Genomic DNA, 23,682 nt, shown 5'->3' with positions numbered 1-23,682 from the left:
CACCTGCGCACGGAAGGCGTACAATGACGGATCAACGGCTTCATATCATTACTCCCGTGAGGTAGACCATGACGTTCAGGGTATTTGTGGATGGTCAGGAAGGCACGACCGGCCTGAGAATCTTTGACTATCTGCAGGCGCGCGAGGATATCGAACTGCTGCGCATCGCAAGCGATCGCCGCAAGGACCGGGACGAGCGCGCCCGCCTGATCAACCAGGCCGATGTCGTCTTTCTCTGCCTGCCGGATGAGGCGTCTCGCGAGGCCGCCTCGCTGGTCAACAACCCCGATACCTGCCTGATCGATGCCAGCACCGCCTTTCGTACCGACCCCGAATGGACCTACGGACTGCCGGAGCTGACACCGGGCCAGCGCGAGCGCATTCGCAAGAGCAAGCGCATCGCCAACGTGGGCTGTCACGCCAGCGCCTTTATCATGCTGGTCCGCCCGCTGATCGATGCCGGCCTGCTGCCGTCTGATTACCCCTTCTCGGCCTTTTCACTGACCGGCTACAGCGGCGGCGGCAAGAAAATGATCGCCGAGTTTGAAGCCGCAACGAACGGCTCGCTGGATGCCCCCCGCCCCTACGCCCTGACGCTTTCCCACAAGCATCTGCCGGAAATGCGCATTCATGGTGGCCTGGCGCGCTCGCCGGTATTCACACCGATCGTGGGCCACTTCCTGAAGGGGCTGTCGGTCAACATTGCGCTTCAGTGCTCGCACCTGCCCGAGGGCACCAGCGCCGAGAGTATCACTCGCGCCTGGCAGGCCCACTACGACAGTGCCCCCTTTGTGAACGTGATGGCTGCACAGGACAGTGACGCGCTCGATGGCGGCTTTTTTGACGTCACCGCCTGCAATGACACCAATCGGGTCGATCTGTGTGTCTTTGGCAATGAGGAGCGGCTGGCACTGGTGGCGCGCATGGACAATCTGGGCAAGGGTGCCGCCGGTGCCGCCGTACAGAACATGAATATTCACCTGGGGCTTGAGGAAACCACCGGCCTGTCTTGCCGGGTCGAATAACCGTCTGCCTTTTGGCGCGCATCCAGCGCGCCTGAAGGCCACCCGTGGTCCAGCCGTGACGGAACCCCATGATGAAAGAGCGCGTCACCCCCTTTCAGCTGTTCGTTCTGGTGCTGTCGATCTATGTCATCACTGCCATGGCCGTCAGCATGCTGGTGGCGCTGCCCCCGGAGCTTGTCCGGCTGCTGCGGTACATGGACTACATTGTCTGCCTGTTCTTTTTCATCGATTTTTGTCAGCGCTTCTTTCGCGCCGAAAGCAAACTGGCCTATATGCGCTGGGGCTGGATCGATCTGCTGGCCTGTATCCCGGCGGGCCTTTTTCAGGGCGCTCGCCTGTTTCGCGTGGTGCAGGTGCTCAGAGTGCTGCGCGCGATCAAATCGATGGAGATGATCTGGCAGCTTTTGTTTCGCAACCGCGCCGAAGGCGTGTTCGCCTCGGCCGCCACCGCCACGGTATTGCTGGTGGCCTTTGGCGCCATCACCATGCTGATGGTGGAAAGCCCCAACCCGGCAAGCCCGATCGAGACGGCCGAGGATGCGCTCTGGTGGGCGATCGTGACCGTTACGACCGTGGGCTATGGCGATTTTTACCCGGTCACGACGCTGGGGCGGGTCGTGGCCGTACTGTTGATGATTGGCGGCGTCGGGCTTTTCGGCAGCTTTGCCGCCTATGTCGGCTCACTGTTCATCGCCGATGACAGCGAGCGCGAATCCCGCGAGGCGCGTGCCCAGCGCGACATGACCCGCGCCCTTCATAACCAGATTCGTGAACTGACCGGTGAAGTGCGCGAGCTGCGTGAGCGGCTGGACCACATGCACGACGCCCCCAGGCCCCCTTCCCTGCCTGATGAGGACGATCAACGCCCTGGTCAAGACTCACGCCCCCGGTCTTGAAGGAAGGATGGGGCATAACGTCGCATTTGCATTACGCTTTATAAAAGGGGAGTGACGTGTTGCTCCCGGTCCACATGCACCCATGCACAAGGCGATGACATGACCCAGACCGACCATCAGCATCAAGAGGACGGGCAGCACCAGAAGGCGGCCCCACCGGCCGACGACACCACCATGTTCATCTTTGGCGCCAGCGGCGATCTGGTAAAGCGCCTGCTGGTCCCCTCGCTGTACAACCTGGACCGCGACGGTCTGCTCGACCGCGGCATGAACATTGTCGGCGTCGACATTGCCGATCATGACGACGACAGCTTTCGTGGCCATCTCAAGGATTTCATCGCCGACAAGGCCGCTGACAAGCATGCCGAAGGTGGCGGTCAGGAACTCGATGAAGACCACTGGCAGGATTTCGCCCAGCGTCTCCATTATCTGCAGGGCGATTTCACCGAGTCGGACATCTACGCCCAAATCAAGGCGCATCTGGACAACGCCTCCAGCGACAACGCCATCTTCTACTGCGCCACCGCACCGCGCTTTTTCGGCGAGATCGCCACGCAGCTTGGCCAGACCGATCTGATGAAGGAAGGCGACAACCGCTATCGTCGCATGGTGGTCGAAAAGCCCTTCGGTCACGACCTTGAATCGGCGAAGGCGCTCAATGCTCAGCTTCTGGAGGTCATGAAGGAAGAGCAGATCTATCGAATCGATCACTTTCTGGGCAAGGAGACCGTGCAGAACATCTTGGTCGCCCGCTTTGCCAACGTGTTGTTCGAGCCCTTCTGGAACAATCACTACATCGATCATATCCAGATCACCGCCGCCGAGACCGTGGGCGTCGAGACACGCGGCAAGTTCTACGAAAAAAGCGGCGCCATGCGCGACATGGTACCCAACCACCTGTTCCAGCTGCTCGCCATGGTCGCCATCGAGCCGCCGGCCGCCTTCGGCGCCGACGCCCTGCGCAGCGAAAAGGCCAAGGTGCTGGGTGCCCTGCGCCCCTGGCCCAGAGAAGAGGTGCGCCAGAACTCGGTGCGCGGTCAGTATCGTGCCGGCACCGCCAGCGACAAGGAGGTTCCGGGCTATCGGGACGAGCCCGATGTCGCAGAGGACAGCAATACCGAGACCTATGTCGCCATGAAGATGATGGTCGACAACTGGCGCTGGGTGAACGTGCCCTTTTATCTGCGCACCGGCAAGCGGCTGGGCGCGCGCGATACCGAGATCGCCATCTGCTTCAAGCCGGCCCCCTACGCCCAGTTCCGCGGCACCGATGTGGACCGGGTGACCTCCAACTGGCTGATCATTCAGCTGCAGCCCAATGAAGGCATGTGGTTCGACTTTCAGGCCAAGCGTCCGGGGCCGGAGCTGGAGATGGATACCGTCAAGATGGGCTTTGCCTACAAGGACTTCTTCGACCTGCCCGCCGCCACCGGCTATGAAACCCTGATCTATGACTGTCTGACCGGCGATCAGATGCTGTTTCAGCGCGTGGACACGATCGAAAACAGCTGGCGCGCCGTTCAACCCTTTCTGGACGCCTGGGCCGAGGACGACAGCGTCGAGGGCTATGAGGCCGGCTCCGACGGCCCGCAGAGCGCCGACGACCTGCTCGAGCGCGACGGTCGCCAGTGGCACAAGATCGGCGAGGTTACAGGGCCGGGCGTGGCACCGGTGCCGGGCAGTTCAAGGCGGAAATAGTATTAATTGAGATGATCGAACCCCTTTGATCAGCCAAAAGAAAAAGGGAGGACACGGCCCAGCCGCGTCCTCCCTTTTCATTAACCCTGAAAGCCGTAATGGCACGCTGGCGGCTTCCGGCAGGCTTTTCTACTGCCCCAGCTCGTCCCGCCAGGAGTGCTTCGGCGCGAAACCGACCAGACGACGCGCCTTCTCGTTGCTGTAAAAGGTCTCGAACTCGCCCATCTCGCGTTTGAGCGGTACCTCCGGGTAGAAACGCTCGATGACCTCGCGGTTTGTCAGACTCACCGATAGATCGTCATTGGCCACGTTGAACACCTCGTAGCCCAGACCATCCGTTTTCAGGCAGCAATCGACCATCTGCCCCAGATCGCGGGCATCGATGTAGGCAAAGATGTTGCGACGGCGCAGAGCCGGGTCATCCATGAACGCCGGAAACTTCTCACGGTACTCATGGGGCTCGATCACGTTGTTGATGCGCAGGCCGTAGATATCGATGCCCGAGCGCGCCTGAAACGAGCGCGCGGTGACCTCGTTGACCACCTTGCTCATGGCATAGCTGTCCTGCGGGACGGTGGGGTGCGCCTCATCCACGGGCAGGTACTCGGGCTTTACCTCGCCATCAGCAAAGCAGACCCCGTAGGTGGTTTCGCTGGAAGCGAAAATCACCTTGGGAATGCCCAGTCTGGTGGCGGCGTCCAGCACGTTATAGGTGCCCAGCGTATTGATGCGATACGTCTCGTTGTCGGGCCGGAGCAGGATGGCCGGTATGGCCGCGAAGTGGACGATGGCATCGTAGTGCGGCACACCGGTGCCCGGTTCCAGCTCGTCATGACGGGCGTAGGCCTGACAGGCGTTGAACACCTGGCCTGCGTCGGTCAGGTCGGTGGTCAAATGCGCGATGCCGGGCGTGTCGGACGGCGCCCAGTCCAGGTTGGTGACCTGATGCCCCTGGTCGCGAAGATAAGCGCTCGCGTGGCGGCCGGCCTTGCCGCTGCCACCTGTAAACAGAATGCGCATGGGGTCTCCCGGTTGATGAAACAGTCATGACACCCTGGCAAGGTGCGACCCGACGCGCCAGTGAGCAGGGCGTTCGCTTGACGCTGACAGGCCACACCCGGGCGCCCGGCGCGCTACGCCACCAGCCTTTGCAGGGCAAAGCCGGCAATCGCGGTGTCCTGCACGCCGGTGCCGGTCAGGTCGCACACCGTGATCTGATCACGCGTCGTGCGCGGTGACTGCCCCGAGGCAATGATTTGGCCCAGCTCCTGCACTTCGAAGGAAGGCGCCTTGCCGGCGTATACCTTGAGCTCGCCGTTGGTCTCGCTCTGGGCGCGGGTATCGGCCACGAAGGCATCGGCGCGCGTCATCACCGACTCGTCCAGTTCGCGCTTTTCCGGGCTGTCCGAGCCCATGGCGGTGACATGCACCCCGGCGAGCAGATACGAGGCGTCCAGCAGCGGGGATTTCGACGGCGTGGTGGTGATGATCACGTCCGCCTCGCGACAGGCGCGCTCGATCTCGTCATGGACGTTGACGGTCAGGTCGTCAAAGCGCTTTCGCATGCGCTCGGCGTACGCCTCGGCCCGGTCGGTATCGCGCGCCCAGACATCAACGGTGTCGATGTCGCGCACCAGCCTGAGCGCGGCAATCTGTAGCTCGGCTTGAACGCCGGCGCCGAGCACGGCCGCACGTCGGCTCTCCTTGCGTGACAGGTGCTTTGCGGCAATGGCACCGGCCAGCGCCGTGCGAATGTCGGTGAGATAGCCCTCATCAAAGAGCACCGCTTCCACCAACCCGGTTCTGGCCGAGAAGACGATCATCAGCCCGTTGAGACTCGGCAGGCCGATGGAGGGGTTGTCAAAAAACCCGGGACTGACCTTGATGGCGAAGCGGTCGTTGCCGCGAATGTGGGCGGTCTTGACGTCGACCTCGCCGTTGGACTCCTCGATCGCCATGGACAGAATCGGCGGCTGCACCACCTGCCCCAGTCCGAGCGCCCGAAAGCCGGCCTCGACGGCATCGAGTGCCGCGTGATCAAGCCGGACGACGTCCTGAATCTGCGTGCGATTGTAAAGCTCCATGCCCGCTCCCTGTGTCCTCAAATGGTGGTTGATCCGTCGACCATGTGTTTGGCCCGCTGCCAGGTGGCCATGTCCACGCCGCTGCCGGAAACAATCAGCGCGACCTTCTCACCGCGAATGTCGATGGCATGCTCCTCGAGCGCGGCCAGACCCACCACGGCCGCCCCTTCTACCAGCATCTTCTCGGTTTCCAGAAAGTGCACCATGGCGCGGGCGATGGCGTGCTCGCTGACCTGGCAGTGATCGGTCATCACCTCGCGCACCAGCGACCAGGTGCAGCGGTTTTCAAGGCCGATGCCGCCGCCGAGGGAATCCGCCAGCGTCTCAACCTCCTCGACCGCGACCGGGTGGCCGGCGATCAGGCTCTCGATCATCGCCGCCCCTGCCATCATGCTCACGCCGGTGACCTGCACCTGCGGATTGATCGCGCGTACGGCGCGACCGATGCCCCCCAGCAGCCCGCCGCCGGAAAGGCCGATCAGCACCCGATCAAGCCCGGGGACATCTTCCATCAGCTCCAGGCCGATAGTGCCCTGCCCGGCCACGATCAGCGGATCATCGAAGGGCTCGATCAGCGTCATGCCGTCGTCTTTCACCAGCCGGCGCGCTTCCACGAAGGCATCATCCTGACTACGCCCGACCGTACGCACCTCGGCGCCCAGCGCCTCGATGGCGGCCACCTTGTTGGCCGGCACCAGCTCCGAGACACAGATGATGGCGCGCGCCCCCAGCCGGGACGCCGCCCAGGCCACCGCCCGACCGTGGTTGCCGGTCGAGGCCGTGGTCACACCGCGTGCCAGCGTCGCCTCGTCCAGCGCGGCAATGGCGTTGAGCGCGCCTCGAAGCTTGAAGGCGCCGCTGGGTTGCAGGGTCTCGAGCTTGAGATAGACCTCGGCGTCAAAGCGATGGGACAGCGCCACGGACTTCACCAGCGGCGTTCTGGCTGCCTGCCCCGCCAGGCGTGCGCGGGCCAGATAGATATCATGCAGGGTGACGGGATGGCAGTTCATGGGGCTCTCGGTCGATAAAAGGCGGATGCGCCACGGTCTTTCACTCTGGAACCGTTCACCCTGGCGCATGGGCCGGAACGCTTCAAGGCGGCCCGATTCAGCCATACCGGCTCAGCTACCGGACGGGCCCGGCATGTTGCCCAGACAGAAGTACTTGGTGTCCAGATACTCCTCCAGGCCCTGTGCGCCGCCCTCACGACCCAGCCCCGACTGCTTGACCCCGCCGAAGGGAATCGGTGCGCCGGTCATCTTCAACGTGTTGACGCTGATCATGCCGTACTCGAGCCCGCGCATCATCTTCCAGAGGCGCTTGACGTCGTTGCTGTAGACATAGGCCGCCAGCCCGTATTCGGTGTCGTTGGCCGCCACCACGACTGCCTCGTCGTCATCAAAGGCACACACGCCAGCCACCGGCGAGAAGGTCTCCTCGCGAAAGACGCGCATCTCCGGGGTGATATCCGCCAGCAGCGTGGGCATGAAGAAGTTGGCCCCCGGCGCCATCGACTGGTTGCCCGCCACCAGCCGGGCCCCCTGATGCACGGCGTCCTCGACAATGGCGTTCGCTGCCTCCACGGCCCGACGATGGATCAGCGGCCCGATATCGACCTCCATCATGCCGCTGCCCACTTTCAGCGCCTTCATGTGCACGGCAAAACGCTCCAGAAAACGGTCATGGATACGCCGATGCACGAAGATGCGATTGGCCGCCAGACAGTCCTGACCGGCGGTCTGAAACTTCGCCGCGACCGCGTCACGGGCCGCTTCATCGACGTCGACATCCTCACAGACGATAAAGGGCGCGTTGCCGCCCAGCTCCAGCGACATGCGCTTGACGCTGCCGGCGCTTTGACGCATCAGCAGCTTGCCCACCCGCGTGGAGCCGGTAAACGAGACCGAGCGTACCCGACTATCGGTGCAGAGCACCTCCGAGACCGTGGCCGGCTCGCCGGTGACCACGTTAAAAACGCCCGGTGGGATGCCGGCGCGCTCGGCAAGCTCGGCCAGCGCCAGTGCGGTGAACGGCGTTTCGTTGGCCGGCTTGACGATCACCGGACAGCCCGCCGCCAGCGCCGCGCCCGCCTTGCGGGTAATCATAGCCAGCGGAAAGTTCCACGGGGTGAACATGGCCGACACGCCTACCGGCTCCTTGAGGGTGCCCAGCATGGCATTGGGGATATGACTCGGAATCGTCACGCCGTAGGCACGGCGCGCCTCTTCGGCAAACCACTGGATGAAGCTGGCGCCGTAATCGACTTCACCGCGAGCATCGCGCAGCGGCTTGCCCTGCTCCAGCGTCATGAGATGGGCCAGGTCCTCGCGGTGCTCATGCAACAGCTGGTACCAGCGATGAAGACGCTGGCCGCGGGCCTCCACCGACAGCGCCCGCCAGCCGGCAAAGGCGCGCTCGGCCGCTGTCACGGCGCCGGTGATCTGTTCAGCGTCGAGCAGCGCACAAAACCCCAGGGTTTCGCCGTTGGCCGGGTCCAGCACCACCTCGTCGCGGTTGCTGGTGCCGGCCGTCCATTGCCCGTTGATATAGGCCAGTTGACGAAAAAGGCGTGGATCGTTGAGCTGCATGTCACCTCCCGGACGCGAACGCGTCATGGATGAGCGTCTACCGGCAGACGCTGAAGGCGCTGCCGCTACCTGACTTACAGCGTGACAGATCCGGTGATCGTCTTTTTTCTGTCCCGGCGCCGGCCATCGGCAATTTTTTTCCTTGTGGGTGGTGCAACCTGGCATTTTTTTGGCTGATGGCGGTGCAGTGTCCGGCAAAACAGGCCCCTGCAGACACAAAAACGCCGCCCCGAAGGGCGGCGCGATCAGCCACGGTAGAGCCCGCGTTTAGTTCGCAGTCTGGCTGTCGTTGTCCATGTGCTCATCGACCCACTCACCGGCGACCTCGGCCGGGTCGGCCTTGTCGATCTCGACGCGATGGTTCATGGCCTGCAGATCCTGCGTCGACAGTGCCGCGGAGACGCGATTGAGGCTGTCGCGCATCTCATCGGTCAGCGCCTCGCTACGCCCGATCGGCACGATGTTCTGGGCCGGTTCCAGATCCTTGTCATCCACCAGTGCCACCCAGTTGTTCTCGGCAATCGCGCCCTGAGAGGAGAACATGCGCGCCACGTCGATATCGCCGTTGGCCAGCGCCCCGCGGGTCAGCGGCCCGCCGGCATCGAGTGAGCGAAAACCGGCAAACTCGATGTCATAGACCCGCTTGAGACCGGGAATGCCGACATCGCGCGTGCGCGTTTCCGGCGGCCCGCCCAGCGTCAGCTCTCCGGAGACCGGGGCCAGGTCGGAAAAGGTTTCAAGGCCGTACTGGTCGGCGGTCTCACGCGTGACCACCAGCGCATCACGATCCTCGGCCGGTGAAGCGTCCAGCGCCTCGAGCCCGTCAGGCAGGACCTCGCGCAGGGCCGTCATGACATCCTCACTGTTGCGAGCATCGACGTGTGCCTCATCCTGATCGAGATAGGTCATCAGTGCGCCGGTATAGTCCGGCAGCAGATCGATCTCGCCATTGGTCAATGCCGGAAACACGACCTCGCGTGAGCCCAGATTGAGGCGGGTGTTGACGTTGACGCCGTCACCACGCAGCACGTCGGCGTAGATATTGGCCAGAATCAGCTGTTCCGGGAAGTTGGTCGAGCCGATGGTCACACTGGCCTGATTGCCGCTGTCGTTTTGTGCGGTGGTGTTGTCGTCGGCCTCGTTATCGCCGTCCGAGCACCCGGCGAGCGCTGCCAGCGCCAGTGCGCCAAGTCCCAGCTTCCAGCTGCCGGTCATGTTCATGGTCGTGATCCCTTTTGTCATGATGTGCCTTTCCTTGTCTTCAATCGTTGGCCCTGTCGATTCTGGCCCAGACCGGCGCCTTGTGCACCCTTGTTGCACGCACCCCGTTATTGCAGCCCTTTGGCCGTGATCAGTTTTTGAAGCCCTGCAAACAAAAGCTCGGTCATGATCGCAAGCACCGCCACCAGGATGGCCCCCACCAGCACCTGGGCGAGATCGCGCACGGCCAGACCGTCAATCAGATAGCGACCCAGCCCGCCCAGGCCCACGTAGGCGGCAAGCGTCGCCGTGGACATTACCTGCACGGCGGATGTGCGCACCCCCGCCATGATCAATGGCATGGCAATCGGCAGTTCCACCTGCCACAGCCGCTGCCAGCCGGTCATCCCCAGCGCCACGGCCGCCTGGCGCACGGCCGGGTCCACCTCGCGCATGCCCACGAAACTGTTGGTCACCATCGGCGGGATCGCCAGCGCCACCAGCGCCACGATGATCGGAATGACGCCGTAACCGACCAGCAAAAAGACCAGGATGATCACCCCGAAGGAGGGAATGGCGCGGCCGATATTGGAGATATTGATCGCCATCAGCCCGCCGCGACCGCTGTGCCCCAGCCCGATGCCGATGGGCAGTGCGATGGCGGCTCCGATCAGCGTCGAAATCAACACATAGGTCACATGCTCGAGAACGTGTTCGGGGATACTGCCGGGGCCCTGCCAGTTCACGGGCTGGGAGAACCAGTCGATCACGCCCGCCAGCAGACTCATGAAGTCACCGTTCATCAGCGCACCCCTCGCTGCCATGGCGTCAGCCAGTACAAAATGCCTACCAGTGCCAGATCCACGGCCACTGCCAGTACCACCGACAAAACAAAGCCGATGATCAGGGGCGTGGCAAAGCTCAGGGTAAAGCCGGTGATGAACAGCTGCCCCAGCCCGCCCTGGCCGATCAGCGCGGTCACCGTCACCATGCCGATGATGGTCACCGCCGCAATGCGAATGCCGGCCACAATCACCGGCAGCGCGATCGGCAGCTCCACGGCAAACAGCCGCCGCGCCGGTGTATAACCCAGCGCCCGCGCGGCCTCCCGCACGCTGGGCGACACACCGCGCAGGCCCTGAACGATATTGCGAAACAAAATCAGCAGCGTATAGATGGTCAGACCGATCAGCGAGGTCGCCATCGAAAGCCCCGTAAAGGGCATCAGCAAAATGAACAGTGCCAGCGAGGGAATGGTGAACATCACGCCGGTGACGGCCAGCGAGGGCCCATAAAGACGCGGCCAGCGCACGGCCAGCAGCGCCAGCGGAAAGGCGATCAAAAAGCCGAACAAAAGCGCCAGGCCGACCAGCTGCACATGCTGCAACAGTGCCGCCGTGATCTGCGAGCTGTTGGAGGCCACCCAGCCCCAGTTCATGACAGCCGCCTTGTCAGCTGCAGCTGATCGATCACCCCCACATAACGCCCTTGGGCGTTAAGCACCGGCATGACCTCGCCGGGCGAGCTGATCAGGGCATTAAGGGCGCTTCGCAGATTGTCGTGTAGATAGAGGCGGTGACGCCAGGCCTTGAGCGGCAGGGCATCGATCCGGGCCTGAGGGTCGGCCTGCTTGAGCGTGTCCCAGTCCAGCCAGCCCAGCGGCGCGCGCTGCTCATCGAGCACCACGATGCCGCTGCTGCCGGCCTGCTGCAGGTAGCTGCGCGCCCGGGCCACGATCTCGTCTCGCGGCGCGGTCAGCCCGGCATCCAGCGCCAGACTGTCCAGGCGCTCCAGCGCCAGGCGCCGCAGTTCGCGATCGGCCCCGATGAAATCGACCACGAAATCGCTCGCCGGTGCCGATAGAAGGCGTGCCGGTGTATCAAACTGGGCAAGCTTGCCGCCCTGGGCAAAGATCGCCACCCGATCGCCGAGCTTCATCGCCTCGTCAATATCGTGGGTCACCATCACGATGGTCTTTTGCACCCGGCGCTGCAGGCTCAAAAACTCCTCCTGCAGATGCGAGCGCACGATGGGGTCGACCGCGGCAAAGGGCTCATCCATTAAAAGAATCGGCGGGTCGGCGGCCAGCGCCCGCGCCAGCCCCACGCGCTGCTGCTGTCCGCCGGAAAGCTGATGCGGATAGCGCCTGGCGAGCGCCTCATCAAGGCCCACCAGCTCGACCAGCTCCGCGACGCGTTCGCGAATGCGGGTCTTGTCCCAGCCCAGAAGGCGCGGCACGACGGCAATATTGTCGGCAATCGTCTTGTGCGGAAAGAGCCCCGAATGCTGCATCACATAGCCGATCTGGCGGCGCAGTCGTGTGGCATCCACCGACATCACATCGCGCTCACCGATCAGAAGCCGCCCCTCGCTCAGCGTTTCCAGTCGATTGATCATGCGAAGCGTGGTGGTCTTGCCACAGCCCGACGGGCCGACCAGCACGGTCAGCTCCCCGGCCGGCAGGGTCAGATCCAGTGACTCGACCGCCACCGTGCCATCGCTGTAGCGCTTGGTGACCCCCTCGAACACGATGGCACTGCTGTCGTGCGTATCCCGACCCTGTGCGCCGGTGCGTTGGCGATGCTCGTTCGTCAACGACGTATCCTCCTGGAATGAACAAACACGCCGCGAACCGGCGACGCGCTATCAATATAGTCAGCGCCAGTCACTTGCCACACCGCCCGCCTCTCCTGCTACCGGATCAAGCGCCGGACGCGGCAGCGATGCGATACGCGCTTTCACGGCGGGCGTATTATCGCCGCTGCGGCAGATGTCCCAGTCCGACTGCCCGCGCGGATAGCCGGCCGTCACGGCAAAGTCGTTGCTGGCACTGATACGACAGTGCCCGGTACCGGCCGGCAGCACGATGACATCGCCGGCGCTGACCTCGATGTCTTCACCGCGCTCACCGCCCAGACGCAAGGTCGCAGCGCCGGCGTTGACCCCCAGTACCTCATGAGCCGTGCTGTGAAAGTGATGGTAGTCAAACACCCCACCGCGCCACTGAACGGGCCAGTCGTTTTGCTCGAACAGGGCTTCGAACATGTCTACCAGTGTCTGGCCGCTGTCTGCGGTCATGGCGCGATAGACAAGTGTGGGATAGGCGCTGTTGGGAATATTGCCATCATCCTGAAAAAAAAGGGTCTGGGGCTTTTTCATGCATGCTCCGGGGATCAGGTATCAATGGCCATAACGGGCAAGTACAGCAGGAAATCGATCGGCATGCGATCCCCCATATTCACCCTAACGCGAGCGGAGCGTACGATTATGGGCATGCACGGCGCGCTGAATGCGTCCCAGATAGTTATCCTCGATGCCCAGATCCTTGAGTCCGGCGACCGTGTTGTCCAGATACTCAAGGCAACTGCCCAGCACGCCGCTGGCCCGGGCCAGCCGGCCAACGATGTCGGCATCGGAAAGCCCCGGCAGGTAGCGCGGATGGTCGGGGTTGGCAATAAAGGCAATGCCCGGCAGCTCGCCCGCCTCACTGGCCAGCGTCACCCAGCGCGGCATGTAGGCGCCGGTGAGCATCTCACGGCGCCAGACCAGCAACAGTTCATGCGCCAGGTGCTGCTCGCTGACCCGCAGCGCCATGCCTTCACTGTCACCGCCGGGCACCAGTGCCAGCATCAGTCCCGGGCACTCCGGCGTGCCGCGTCCGTGCTCCAGATTCAAACAGAAGTCACGATGATAGCCTTCAAGGCGCACGCGACGGCGCTCTTCGATCTCGATGCACGGATTCCACACCAGCGAACCGTAGGCAAACAGATACACGCCGTCGATCTGCTCGGCACAGGGCGGTCGATGGGCCAGCATCTCATTGATCGAGTCGCGAAAAATCTCGTTGGAGACCAGTGTCTCCTGCGGATGATGCTTTTCATAGTGGGCGCGCAACCGGTCGGCCTCGAGCACTTCGCGCGTCATGGCCAGCGGTCGTTCATCGTCAGGCTGTTCGTTCATAAGGCGCCCCGGTTCGTGTCGGTCATCTCATCCAGCCTAACGCGCCAGGCCCGTGAAAACGAAAGCACAACATGTGATAACACCGGCCTTGCGCGCTGGATGCCGGAGAACACATCGGGGCGCGTCTGATCAGGGCAGACGTCAGTGCCCATCTTCCAGCGCCTTGCGCGATGTGCCACGACGCAGGATGGCATGCAGGATCACCGCCCCGAAGGTGGCCGTGCCGATGCCATCGAGGGTGAACTGACCAAGGTTCAGCGAGAAGTTGCCGGCACCCAGCACCAGCGTGACCGCAACCACGATCAGGTTGGCGTTATCGCCCAGGTCCACATTGTTTTCGATCCAGATGCGCGCACCGGCCACGGCGATCAGACCAAAGACCACGATCGAGGTACCGGCCAGCACCGGCTCGGGAATGGTCTGAATGACGGCCCCGAAGCGCGGCGAAAAGCCCAGCAAAATCGCAAAGCCGGCGGCGGCGACGAAAATCAGCGTCGAGTAGACCCGGGTAACCGCCATCACACCGATGTTCTCGGCATAGGTGGTCACGCCGGTACCGCCGGCCGACCCGGAGAGCATGGTCGCCAGGCCATCGCCCAGAAAGGCGCGACCGATATACGGGTCCAGATTACGCTGCGTCATGGCCCCGACCGCCTTGATATGCCCCAGGTTCTCGGCCACCAGGATCACCGCCACCGGCGCGATCAAAACGATCGCATGCGCGCTGAACGTGGGCGCCGTGAAGCCTGGCCACCCGAACCAGGCGGCGCTCGAGATCACCGAAAAGTCGATCGGCGTCCCCAGGCCCAGCCCGTTGGTGACCACGGCGTAGAGAATATAGGCCGCCACCAGCCCGACCAGAATCAAAAGCCGCTGAAGCATGCCGTGGGTGAATACCGCCGCCAGCCCGACGCAGAGCACCGTGACCAGCGCCATGATGCTGTCAAAGCTGGAATCCGCCACGCTTGAAACGGCTACCGGCGCCAGATTGAGCCCGATGGTCATGACGATCGCCCCGGTCACCACCGGCGGCAGCAGCACCTCGATCCAGCGCGTACCCAGCCCCATTACAATCAGCCCGACCAGGGCATAGATTGCCCCGCAGGCAATGATGCCGCCCAGCGCCAGGCCGATATTGGGGTTGCCGCCGCTACCGGCGTAACCGGTGGCGGCAATCACCACGCCGATAAAGGCAAAGCTCGAGCCCAGATAGCTCGGCACGCGCCCGCCCACGATCAGAAAAAACAGCAACGTACCGATACCGGACATCAAAATGGCCAGATTGGGATCAAAGCCCATCAAAAGCGGCGCCAGCACGGTCGAGCCGAACATCGCCACCGCATGCTGAATACCCATGACCAGCGTCTGGCCGGCGCTGAGGCGCTCATCGGGCGCGACCAGCCCACCCTTGCTGGCGTCAGCCAGGTGCCAGCGTGGAAACCAGGATTGTGCCATCTCTTGTCTACTCCAGCCGTGTCATCAAATGCCATCCGGCGCGCATTCTACCGCCCCGGGCGTCGGGATGCTCCCCTGCGGCCCGAGACAGGACCAGGCACCGGCCATCCTGGCGAACGACACTGCCGGGCGACTGACCGGTCGACACGACCCGCCAGGCTGACAGGGGCGCCATGGCGAAGCAAGTGCTTCACGATATCCGCCACACTGAAAAACAACGGTATAAAAATACAGCCCGTTATGGCATCAGCACTCCCGTCGGCCATGGCCGGCCTCAGAGGCAACGATAGAGCGGGCGCAGATGCCCATCCGGCCTTCCTGATATCGAGGGGGTTATGCCCGACAGACCCACCCGTCCTGAACTACGCTTGAGCTATCAGGTTTGCCGGCTGGAGGCCGGCACTGCACTCAACGCATTTCACGACAGGGAGTCGATATGCAACGCCATGATTATCTGATCATCGGAGGCGGCATGGTGGCCGCCAACGCCGTCAACGGTATCCGCGAGCACGACGACCGGGGCAGCATTGCCATTCTGGGCGCCGAGCCCAACGGCCCCGTCACGCGCCCCGCCCTTTCCAAGAAGCTCTGGACCGACCCCGAGTTCACTTATGACAAGATCTGGATGTCGCCAGAGCAGGACGAGCACACCACGCTCTACACCGACACCCGCGTGGAAAGCATCAACCGTGACGAAAAGACCGTGACCACGGCCTCGGGAGAAGTGCACGGCTATGGCAGGCTGTTGCTGGCCACCGGCGGCACGGTTGTAACGCTTGATGACCTGCCGGCGGGCGATCGCGTGCTCTATTTTCGCACCGTGCGCGATTACGACCGCCTGTATGAGCTTTCAGGCGGGCAGCGCCATATCGTGGTCGTCGGCGGCAGCTATATCGGCACCGAAATTGCCGCCGCGCTGGTGCAAAACGACACGCAGGTGACGCTGGTCTATCCCGAAGAGGTGCTGGGCAGCAAAATGTTCCCGCAGTCGCTGGCCAGCTGCTTTCATCAGGCCTATCTGGACCAGGGCGTCAGGCTGCTGGGCGGTCGCAGCGTCGAGACCGGCAGAGTCAGCGGTGACAGTGTGACCCTGTCACTGGATGATGGCAGCACGCTGGAAGCCGATGCCGTAGTGTTCGGGCTGGGCGTGACGCCCAACGTCGAGATTGCCGAAAATGCCGGCCTTGAAGTGAATGAAGGCGTGGTCGTCAATGAGCGGCTGCAGACCGCTGACGAGGCCATCTTCGCCGCCGGCGACGTCGCCTGCTATCCGGACCGGATTCTGGGCCGCCGTCGCATCGAGCATGTCGATCATGCCAACCAGTCCGGCATGAGCGTGGGCCGTATCATGGCCGGAAGCGGTGAAACCTACGACCACACGCCGTATTTCTACTCCACCGTGTTCGACATGGCCTACAAGGCCGTCGGCACGCTCGACAGTTCGCTTGAGACCATCGAAGACTGGGCCACCCCGCAGCAGCAGGGCGTGGTGTATTACCTGGACAACAAACAAGTGAAGGGCGTTTTGCAGCTCAACATGGATCCGGAAAAGCTTGAAGACGCTCGCCGGGTGCTGGCCGATACCGCTGAGCAGAGCGAAGAGACGCTGATCGGGCGCATCGAAATCGCCTGAGCCGCCGCATCCATAAGCGCCTGTCGGCCGACAGGCGCTCGTGTTCGTTAAAGCATCAGGCGCATGATGTAGTCGGTATCCACGACGTCTCCCATTCGAAAGTCGTGGGTACCTGTAATTTCAAATCCCATGGCCTTATAAAATGCAACGGCGCGATCGTTGTGTTCCCACACGCCCAGCCAGACAAAGCGGCTGCTGTAAGCCCGGGCAACTGCCATCGCCTTGTCAAAGAGCACCCGGCCATGCCCCTGGCCCTGAAATGCCTTGAGAAGATAGATTCGCTCGATTTCGATGCCGCCGTCTTCCTGCGCTTCAGTCTGTGCCAGCCCATGGTTCATCTTGAGATAGCCGGCGACGTGACCGTCCACCTCGAGCAGCCAGAACCCTGACTGCGGGTGGCCGATCTCCTTTGTCACGACGCTGATGTCGAACGCGCGATCAAGATATTGTGTCATGACATCGGCGTCATGATGGCTCTCAAACGTCTGGCGATAGGTTTCACGTCCGATGGCCGCAACCCGTGATGCCTGCGCCAATCCACACTCTGTGGCAATGACGGCCATGCCTTTTCCCTGCGCGATTCAGTATTGTCGGCAAGAGAGTAACCCCTGCCCTGATCGACGGCATCCCTGAGTCTCCACCATGGCCATTAAAAAAACGGGCGCCCTGATCACAGGACGCCCGTTTTTACGGCCCGACGAGACGTTTAGAGGCTCAGGCGGCTGTCTTCGAGCTTTGAAATTACAAGCTTCGAGCGGCGCTCGATTTCCTCGAGCATGCCGGCGCACTCATCGGACATGCCGCTGTCGCGAATCTCGGCCAGTGCCAGCAGTGCCTTGAGCTGGCTGCTGGTGTCCAGCGCCTTGTTCTGATCACCGTCGTTGTTGCCCATGACATGATCTTCCAGTTCACGCATATGGTTATTGGCCTGATCCAGAATATTGCGTTCCAGCCTGATCATGTTCTTTACCCTTGTCCGTTCGTTGCAGTGTGTCGCGAGGGCGCCACTGTATAGATTTGGCGGCGCACATACCACCGGGGCGGGCGCCAACACGCCCGGTTTCAGAACAAAAAAGGGGCACCGGCACAGCGGCCGACGCCCCTGCTGCCTCCGGTCGCGATCAGACCGCCAGGTAATCCAGAATGCCCTCTGCCGCCTGGCGCCCCTCGAAAACAGCGGTTACGACCAGGTCCGAGCCACGGACCATATCGCCCCCGGCAAAGATCTTTTCGTTGCCGGTCTGATAGGCAAAGCGACGCATTTCCATGTCGCCCTTTTCAGGCGCCAGTACACGACCGCGCTCATCGATGTCGACGCGATGGTCACTGTACCAGTCCACCTCATGGGGCTGGAAACCAAAGGCCACCACGACCGCTTCGCACTCGATGACCTCTTCGGAATCCGGGACCACCTCGGCGCGCTGACGGCCGTTGTCGTCCGGGTCCCCCATGCGGGTGCGCACGACCTTGATGCCTTCAACCTTACCGTTCTCGCCGATGACGGCAATGGGCTGACGATTGAAGAGGAACTCGACGCCCTCCTCGCGAGCGTTTTTCACCTCGCGCCGCGAGCCGGGCATGTTGGCCTCGTCGCGCCGATAGACGCAGGTGACTTCATCAGCCCCCTGACGCAGCGCGGTACGGTTGCAGTCCATCGCCGTATCGCCGCCGCCAAGCACCACAACCCGTTTGCCCTTGAGGGACACGAAGTCGGTGGCCGAGTCCGAAAAGCCCAGATTGTGATTCACGTTGCCGATCAGATAGTCCAGCGCCTTGTAGACGCCATCGAGCTGCTCGCCGGGGAAGCCACCTTCCATGTACTTGTAGGTGCCCATGCCCATGAACACGGCATCGTACTCGCCCAGAAGATCGGTGATGGCAACGTCAGTACCGATATTGACGCCCAGGCGGAACTCGACACCCATCTCCTCGAACACCTTGCGACGGCGCTGCATGACGTGCTTTTCGAGCTTGAACTCGGGGATACCGAAGGTCAAAAGCCCGCCGATTTCCGGATAGCGGTCATAGACCACGGGTTTGACACCGTTGCGTACCAGCACATCGGCGCAGCCCAGACCTGCCGGGCCGGCCCCGATGACGGCCACGCGCTTGTCGGTCCACTCAACGCCGGTCATGTCGGGACGCCAGCCCATCGCAAAGGCCGTATCGGTGATGTATTTCTCGATCGAGCCGATGGTGACTGCGCCAAAGCCATCGTTGAGCGTGCAGTCGCCTTCGCACAGGCGATCCTGCGGGCAGACGCGCCCGCACACTTCCGGCAGCGAGTTGGTGCGGTGTGAAAGCTCCGCGGCCTCCAGAATGTTCCCTTCGGTGACCAGTTTCAGCCAGTTGGGAATGTAGTTGTGGACCGGGCACTTCCATTCGCAGTACGGATTGCCGCAGTGCAGGCAGCGATGCGCCTGGCTTGCGGCGTCGCGCGGGCGATACTCTTCATAGATCTCGCCGAACTCCTGCACGCGCAGGTGCGCTTCCTTTTTCTTCGGGTCCTGGCGACCCACATCGATAAACTGAAAATCGTTGGAGAGCTGTTCTGCCATGTGACGTCACTCCTTATTCGGGCCGGCGACGGGATTCGGCCAGAAGGGTTCCAAGGCTTGCGGCCTTGGGCTTCACCAGCCAGAAATAGCGGACAAATTCGGTGAAGTCCTCAAGGATCTCCTGACCCCAGGCGGACCCGGTTTCAGCGACATATGCCTCGAGCGTTTCACGCAGGTAGCGCCGATAGGCTTCCATGTACTCGGTATTGACGCGCTGGATCTCGACCAGCTCGTGGTTGTAGCTGTCCACGAATTCGCGATCCAGGTCGAGTACGAAGGCAAAGCCACCGGTCATGCCGGCACCGAAATTGAGTCCGGTCCTGCCCAGCACCGTGATGACCCCACCGGTCATGTACTCACAGCAGTGATCGCCGGCGCCTTCGATGACCGCAAAGGCCCCGGAGTTGCGCACGCCAAAGCGCTCGCCGGCCGTGCCCGCGGCATACAGCGTGCCGCCGGTGGCACCATACAGACAGGTGTTGCCGATGATCGCCGTGTGACGGCTTTCAAACCGACTGTCCTTCGGCGGCGTGATGATCAGCGTGCCGCCGTTCATGCCCTTGCCGACGTAGTCGTTGGCATCGCCTTCGAGATACATGTTGAGCCCGCGCGCGTTCCACACGCCGAAGCTCTGGCCGGCCACGCCGGTCAGGCGCAGCGTGATCGGAGCGTCTTCAAGGCCCGCCTCGCCGTAGCGCTTGGCGATGGCGCCGGACAGCGTCGCACCGATCGAACGGTCGCAGTTGGTGGTCGTGAGATGGAACTCGCCGCCACTTTTCTCTTCGAGCGCCTCACGCGTCAGATCCATGATCTCGAGGTTTTTCTCGCCGCCGTCGTGGGGCATGTTGCGCTCCACCTGGCAGAACTGCGGCGCGTCATCGGGCACGAAATCGTTGTAAAGCAGCGATTCGAACTCGAGTGCGCGCTGCGACCGGGTCTCGCCCTCGATCTTCTCAAGCAGATCCACCCGCCCGATCAGATCGGTGAGCTGACGCACGCCCAGCATGGCCATCAGCTCGCGCACTTCCTCGGCGATGAAGCGGAAGTAGTTCTTGACCATGTCCACCGTGCCGCGGAAATGCTCGTCACGCAGCCCCTGATGCTGGGTAGCGACACCGGTAGCGCAGTTATTGAGGTGACAGATCCGCAGATACTTGCACCCCAGCGCGACCATCGGCGCGGTGCCAAAGCCGAAGCTCTCTGCGCCCAGAATCGCTGCCTTGACCACGTCCAGCCCGGTTTTCAGACCGCCGTCAGTCTGCAGACGAATCCGCCCGCGCATGCCGTTGATCCGCAGCGCCTGATGGACCTCGGGCAGTCCCAGCTCCCACGGCGAGCCGGCGTGCTTGATCGAGGTCAGCGGGCTTGCCGCCGTGCCGCCGTCATAGCCCGACACCGTGATCAGATCGGCGTAGGCCTTGGCCACACCGGTGGCGATGGTGCCGATGCCGGGCTCGGAGACCAGCTTGACCGAGACCTGACCGGCCGGATTGACCTGTTTCAAATCAAAGATCAGCTGGGCCAGATCCTCGATGGAGTAGATATCGTGGTGCGGCGGCGGCGAGATCAGCGTCACGCCGGGTACGGCGTAGCGCAGCTTGGCAATCAGCGCGTTGACCTTGCCCCCGGGCAGCTGACCGCCCTCGCCGGGCTTGGCGCCCTGCGCGACCTTGATCTGCATGACCTCGGCGTTGACCAGATAGGCCGGCGTCACGCCAAAGCGCCCGGAGGCGATCTGCTTGATCTTGGAGGAGCGAATCGTGCCGTAGCGCGCCGGGTCTTCCCCGCCTTCTCCGGAGTTGGAGCGCCCGCCCGCCTCGTTCATGGCCTGGGCCAGCGACTCGTGCGCCTCGGGCGAGAGTGCGCCCAGTGACATGCCCGCGCTGTCAAAACGCGGCAGCAGGTTTTCGACCGGCTCGACCTCGCTCAGATCGATCGGCTCGGCACCGGCCTTGAGCCTGAGCATGTCGCGAATGGTGGCCACCGGGCGCTCGTTGACCAGCTGCGCAAACACCTTCCACTTCTCGAAGCTGCTCTCCTGCACGGCCTCCTGAAGCTTTTTGACCACGTCCGGGTTGTAGGCGTGATACTCGTGGCCGTGCACGTAGCGGTAGATGCCACCCTGACGAATCGGCTTGCGCGCCGTCCAGGCATCCCGGGCCAGCAGCTCCTGCTGCAGCTGCAGCTCGGCAAAGCCGGTGCCCTCGATGCGCGAGGCCATGCCGTGAAAGCATAGATCCATGATCTCGGAGGACAGCCCCACCGCCTCGAACTGCTGCGAGCCGCGGTAGGAGGCGATGTGCGAGATGCCCATCTTGGACAGGATCTTGAAAAGCCCCTTTTGCAGACCGCGACGATAGTTTTCGCGCCCATCTGCCGGATTGCCGGTCAGCTCGCCGCTGCGGTACATGTCCGCCATGGTCTGATAGGCCAGCCACGGATAGACCGCTGTGGCCCCCACGCCGAAAAGCACCGCCATCTGATGGGCGTCGCGGGCAAAACCGGTCTCGACCACGATATTGATGCGCGGGCGCAGCGCCAGTCGACCCAGATGCTGATGCACCGCGCCCACGGCCAGTGCCGGATGAATCGGCAACTGGCCCTGTTCCAGACCGCTGTCGGAAAGCACCAGCACCACACAGCCCGCCCGCGCCTTCTCTTCGGCCTGCTGGCGCAAATGCAGGATGCCCTCTTTCAGGCTCATCGCCTCGCCGTCATACATCATCGGCAGGCGACAGCTGGCAAAGGCCGGGTCGTCATGCTCGGTCAGCGCGGTGAACTTGCGCGGGGACAGCACCGGCGTGGTCAGAATCAGGCGGTGGGCGTGATCGGGCGTGGCCTCGAACACGCTGCGCTCGGCGCCCAGACAGGTCTCCAGCGACATGACGATCGCTTCACGCAGCGGGTCGATCGGCGGGTTGGTGACCTGGGCGAACTTCTGGCGGAAAAAGTCGCTCAGAAGCCGCGGCTGACGCGACAGTACGGCCATGGGGGTATCATCGCCCATCGAGCCGACCGCTTCCTGACCGGTTTCGGCCAGCGGCCGCAGCACCTGATCGCGCTCCTCGTTGGTCACAAGGAACATCTTCTCCATCGCCAGCAGCTGCTTGTCGTCTACCGGCTGAAATTCTGCCAGCTCGGTCAGCGCCGATTCCAGATAGTGGGCGTTTTCCTTGAGCCAGCGCTTGTACGGGTAGGCACGCTTGAGGCGGTCATCGACATCGGCGGTGTGAAGGACCTCACCGGTGTGGGTATCCACCGACAGGATCTGCCCCGGTCCAACGCGGCCCTTGGCCACGACCGTCCCGGTGGGGTAGTTCCACACACCGATCTCCGAGGCCAGCGTGATATAGCCGTTGTCGGTGATCACCCAGCGCGCCGGGCGCAGACCGTTGCGATCCAGCATGCACACGGCGTGGCGGCCATCGGTCAAAACGATGCCGGCCGGGCCGTCCCAGGCTTCCATGTGCATGGAGTTGTATTCGTAAAACGAGCGCAGCTCGCTGTCCATGGTCTCGACGTTCTGCCACGCCGGCGGCACCATCAGACGCACGGCGCGGTAGAGCTCCATACCGCCGGTCAGCAAAAGCTCGAGCATGTTGTCCATGCTCGAGGAGTCGGACCCGGTGGTGTTGACGATCTCCTCGAGCCCTTCAATCTCCTTGAGCCGCTCGGTCGCAAAGTTTTCCTTGCGCGAATTGGCCCAGCTGCGGTTGGCCTCGATGGTGTTGATTTCGCCGTTGTGGGCCAGAAAACGAAACGGCTGGGCCAGCGGCCAGCGCGGCGCGGTATTGGTCGAAAAGCGCTGGTGGAAAACGCAGATCGAGGTCTCCAGGCGCTCATCGCCCAGGTCCTGATAAAACGTCGGCAGATCCGCCGGCATCATCAGCCCCTTGTAGGAGACCACTTTCGAGGAGAGCGAGCAGACGTAGAACTCCTCTTCGCCCTTGAGCTTTTGCTCGGCAAAGCGGCGCGCCATGTACAGATCGACGTTGAAGTCGAGATCGCTGTCACGGCCTTCGGCCGGGGAGACGAACATCTGTCGAATGCGCGGCTGGCACGACTGCGCCAGCGGCCCGCAGACGCTGTCGTCCACGGGCACGTCGCGCCAGCCGTGAAACGACAGGCCACGGGCGGCGAGTTCTTCCTCGACAACGCCTCGCGCCTTCATTTCACGCTCGTCGTCGTCGGGGAAGAACACCACGCCCACGGCGAAGTTATCCCCCAGTTCTGCCTGCAGGGACTCGCGGGCAATGTCGCGCATGAAGCCCGTGGGCATCCCCAGCAGCAAGCCGCAGCCATCGCCGGTCTTGCCGTCGGCGTTGATGCCGCCACGGTGGGTCATGCAGGTCAGGGATTCGATGGCAGTGGCAAGCAGGTCATGGCTTGACTGCCCTTCCATGTGGGCGATCAGGCCGAAACCGCAGTTGTCACGGAACTCGTCGGGCCGATGAAGACCTCTTGTCATGAACATGCCTCTCCGTAAACGCTAGAAAGCGAAGCATCAAGAAATTGACACGGTTGTAATGGGTCTAAAAGAAGGATACTCTGCCCGGTTGTTCTTGTTTCAGACAGCGCCTCTTGA

19 protein-coding genes are annotated in these 23,682 nt (G+C 62.8%); 4 read left to right on the top strand and 15 right to left on the bottom strand.

Annotated features, from left to right (window positions below):
* Positions 1–68 precede the first annotated feature (68 nt).
* From argC to zwf, 3 genes are all read left to right on the top strand, one after another.
* Positions 69–1,025, top strand: a complete 957-nt coding sequence (gene argC / locus ACS92L_RS00415) for an N-acetyl-gamma-glutamyl-phosphate reductase (RefSeq protein WP_438766278.1) — start codon at positions 69–71, stop codon at positions 1,023–1,025.
* Between the two features lie 68 nt (positions 1,026–1,093).
* Positions 1,094–1,921 (top strand): ion transporter, encoded by an 828-nt coding sequence (locus ACS92L_RS00410; protein ID WP_438766277.1) that lies wholly within the window; start codon positions 1,094–1,096, stop codon positions 1,919–1,921.
* 99 nt (positions 1,922–2,020) lie between these two features.
* Entirely contained in the window at positions 2,021–3,619 is a 1,599-nt protein-coding gene (zwf, locus tag ACS92L_RS00405) for a glucose-6-phosphate dehydrogenase (protein WP_438766275.1), read from the top strand.
* Between the two features lie 129 nt (positions 3,620–3,748).
* On the opposite strand, the gene ACS92L_RS00400 is transcribed toward zwf, so the two are convergent.
* From ACS92L_RS00400 to ACS92L_RS00350, 11 genes are all read right to left on the bottom strand, one after another.
* On the bottom strand, positions 3,749–4,639 hold the full coding sequence (locus ACS92L_RS00400) for an NAD-dependent epimerase/dehydratase family protein (protein ID WP_438766274.1): 891 nt from the start codon (positions 4,637–4,639) through the stop codon (positions 3,749–3,751).
* A 113-nt stretch (positions 4,640–4,752) separates the two neighbouring features.
* Positions 4,753–5,703, bottom strand: coding sequence for a cyclodeaminase (locus ACS92L_RS00395; RefSeq protein ID WP_438766273.1), 951 nt, complete (start codon positions 5,701–5,703; stop codon positions 4,753–4,755).
* 17 nt (positions 5,704–5,720) lie between these two features.
* Positions 5,721–6,713: a hydroxyectoine utilization dehydratase EutB gene (gene eutB, locus ACS92L_RS00390; RefSeq protein ID WP_438766272.1), complete on the bottom strand. Its 993-nt coding sequence runs from the start codon at positions 6,711–6,713 to the stop codon at positions 5,721–5,723.
* A gap of 111 nt (positions 6,714–6,824) precedes the next feature.
* Entirely contained in the window at positions 6,825–8,291 is a 1,467-nt protein-coding gene (locus tag ACS92L_RS00385) for an NAD-dependent succinate-semialdehyde dehydrogenase (RefSeq protein WP_438766271.1), read from the bottom strand.
* A gap of 267 nt (positions 8,292–8,558) precedes the next feature.
* On the bottom strand, positions 8,559–9,533 hold the full coding sequence (locus ACS92L_RS00380) for an ABC transporter substrate-binding protein (RefSeq protein WP_438766270.1): 975 nt from the start codon (positions 9,531–9,533) through the stop codon (positions 8,559–8,561).
* An 86-nt stretch (positions 9,534–9,619) separates the two neighbouring features.
* Positions 9,620–10,315, bottom strand: coding sequence for an ABC transporter permease (locus tag ACS92L_RS00375; protein WP_438766269.1), 696 nt, complete (start codon positions 10,313–10,315; stop codon positions 9,620–9,622).
* Positions 10,294–10,929 (bottom strand): ABC transporter permease, encoded by a 636-nt coding sequence (locus ACS92L_RS00370; RefSeq protein ID WP_438766268.1) that lies wholly within the window; start codon positions 10,927–10,929, stop codon positions 10,294–10,296. The genes ACS92L_RS00375 and ACS92L_RS00370 overlap by 22 nt, the downstream gene beginning before the upstream one ends.
* Positions 10,926–12,086, bottom strand: coding sequence for an ATP-binding cassette domain-containing protein (locus ACS92L_RS00365; RefSeq protein WP_438766267.1), 1,161 nt, complete (start codon positions 12,084–12,086; stop codon positions 10,926–10,928). The genes ACS92L_RS00370 and ACS92L_RS00365 overlap by 4 nt, the downstream gene beginning before the upstream one ends.
* A 60-nt stretch (positions 12,087–12,146) precedes the next feature.
* Complete coding sequence (locus ACS92L_RS00360; RefSeq protein WP_438766266.1) at positions 12,147–12,650, bottom strand: cupin domain-containing protein; 504 nt, start codon at positions 12,648–12,650, stop codon at positions 12,147–12,149.
* Between the two features lie 84 nt (positions 12,651–12,734).
* The gene (locus ACS92L_RS00355; RefSeq protein ID WP_438766265.1) at positions 12,735–13,451 is read right to left on the bottom strand and encodes a gamma-glutamylcyclotransferase; all 717 of its coding nucleotides are present in this window, start codon (positions 13,449–13,451) and stop codon (positions 12,735–12,737) included.
* A 141-nt stretch (positions 13,452–13,592) separates the two neighbouring features.
* A complete protein-coding gene (locus tag ACS92L_RS00350; protein WP_438766264.1) occupies positions 13,593–14,906 on the bottom strand; it encodes a solute carrier family 23 protein in 1,314 nt (437 codons plus the stop codon).
* Positions 14,907–15,342: 436 nt separating this feature from the next.
* Between ACS92L_RS00350 and ACS92L_RS00345 the strand changes: the two genes are divergently transcribed.
* Entirely contained in the window at positions 15,343–16,539 is a 1,197-nt protein-coding gene (locus tag ACS92L_RS00345) for an NAD(P)/FAD-dependent oxidoreductase (RefSeq protein ID WP_438766263.1), read from the top strand.
* 47 nt (positions 16,540–16,586) lie between these two features.
* Here the strand turns inward: ACS92L_RS00345 and ACS92L_RS00340 are convergent, their stop codons facing one another.
* The 4 genes from ACS92L_RS00340 to gltB form a co-directional block, all read right to left on the bottom strand.
* Positions 16,587–17,102, bottom strand: a complete 516-nt coding sequence (locus ACS92L_RS00340; RefSeq protein WP_438766262.1) for a GNAT family N-acetyltransferase — start codon at positions 17,100–17,102, stop codon at positions 16,587–16,589.
* A 143-nt stretch (positions 17,103–17,245) separates the two neighbouring features.
* Positions 17,246–17,500: a hypothetical protein gene (locus ACS92L_RS00335; RefSeq protein ID WP_115854732.1), complete on the bottom strand. Its 255-nt coding sequence runs from the start codon at positions 17,498–17,500 to the stop codon at positions 17,246–17,248.
* A 160-nt stretch (positions 17,501–17,660) separates the two neighbouring features.
* The gene (locus tag ACS92L_RS00330) at positions 17,661–19,097 is read right to left on the bottom strand and encodes an FAD-dependent oxidoreductase (RefSeq protein WP_438766260.1); all 1,437 of its coding nucleotides are present in this window, start codon (positions 19,095–19,097) and stop codon (positions 17,661–17,663) included.
* A gap of 13 nt (positions 19,098–19,110) precedes the next feature.
* Positions 19,111–23,565, bottom strand: coding sequence for a glutamate synthase large subunit (gltB, locus tag ACS92L_RS00325; RefSeq protein ID WP_438766258.1), 4,455 nt, complete (start codon positions 23,563–23,565; stop codon positions 19,111–19,113).
* Between the last annotated feature and the right edge of the window lie 117 nt (positions 23,566–23,682).

Source organism: Kushneria halocnemicola (assembly GCF_965650455.1).
In the GTDB taxonomy this organism is placed as follows: Bacteria; Pseudomonadota; Gammaproteobacteria; order Pseudomonadales; family Halomonadaceae; genus Kushneria.
This window is presented reverse-complemented; position numbering and strand designations above follow the sequence as displayed.

What these genes read in the sequence shown, in the direction of transcription:
- ACS92L_RS00345 (WP_438766263.1), top strand. Translation starts at nt 15,343, where the DNA reads ATGCAACGCCATGATTATCTGATCATCGGAGGCGGCATGGTGGCCGCC.
- ACS92L_RS00395 (WP_438766273.1), bottom strand. Translation starts at nt 5,703, where the DNA reads ATGGAGCTTTACAATCGCACGCAGATTCAGGACGTCGTCCGGCTTGAT.
- gltB (WP_438766258.1), bottom strand. Translation starts at nt 23,565, where the DNA reads ATGACAAGAGGTCTTCATCGGCCCGACGAGTTCCGTGACAACTGCGGT.
- ACS92L_RS00375 (WP_438766269.1), bottom strand. Translation starts at nt 10,315, where the DNA reads ATGGCAGCGAGGGGTGCGCTGATGAACGGTGACTTCATGAGTCTGCTG.
- ACS92L_RS00340 (WP_438766262.1), bottom strand. Translation starts at nt 17,102, where the DNA reads ATGGCCGTCATTGCCACAGAGTGTGGATTGGCGCAGGCATCACGGGTT.
- ACS92L_RS00385 (WP_438766271.1), bottom strand. Translation starts at nt 8,291, where the DNA reads ATGCAGCTCAACGATCCACGCCTTTTTCGTCAACTGGCCTATATCAAC.
- ACS92L_RS00410 (WP_438766277.1), top strand. Translation starts at nt 1,094, where the DNA reads ATGATGAAAGAGCGCGTCACCCCCTTTCAGCTGTTCGTTCTGGTGCTG.
- zwf (WP_438766275.1), top strand. Translation starts at nt 2,021, where the DNA reads ATGACCCAGACCGACCATCAGCATCAAGAGGACGGGCAGCACCAGAAG.
- ACS92L_RS00350 (WP_438766264.1), bottom strand. Translation starts at nt 14,906, where the DNA reads ATGGCACAATCCTGGTTTCCACGCTGGCACCTGGCTGACGCCAGCAAG.
- argC (WP_438766278.1), top strand. Translation starts at nt 69, where the DNA reads ATGACGTTCAGGGTATTTGTGGATGGTCAGGAAGGCACGACCGGCCTG.
- ACS92L_RS00335 (WP_115854732.1), bottom strand. Translation starts at nt 17,500, where the DNA reads ATGATCAGGCTGGAACGCAATATTCTGGATCAGGCCAATAACCATATG.
- ACS92L_RS00360 (WP_438766266.1), bottom strand. Translation starts at nt 12,650, where the DNA reads ATGAAAAAGCCCCAGACCCTTTTTTTTCAGGATGATGGCAATATTCCC.
- eutB (WP_438766272.1), bottom strand. Translation starts at nt 6,713, where the DNA reads ATGAACTGCCATCCCGTCACCCTGCATGATATCTATCTGGCCCGCGCA.
- ACS92L_RS00400 (WP_438766274.1), bottom strand. Translation starts at nt 4,639, where the DNA reads ATGCGCATTCTGTTTACAGGTGGCAGCGGCAAGGCCGGCCGCCACGCG.
- ACS92L_RS00355 (WP_438766265.1), bottom strand. Translation starts at nt 13,451, where the DNA reads ATGAACGAACAGCCTGACGATGAACGACCGCTGGCCATGACGCGCGAA.
- ACS92L_RS00330 (WP_438766260.1), bottom strand. Translation starts at nt 19,097, where the DNA reads ATGGCAGAACAGCTCTCCAACGATTTTCAGTTTATCGATGTGGGTCGC.
- ACS92L_RS00380 (WP_438766270.1), bottom strand. Translation starts at nt 9,533, where the DNA reads ATGACAAAAGGGATCACGACCATGAACATGACCGGCAGCTGGAAGCTG.
- ACS92L_RS00370 (WP_438766268.1), bottom strand. Translation starts at nt 10,929, where the DNA reads ATGAACTGGGGCTGGGTGGCCTCCAACAGCTCGCAGATCACGGCGGCA.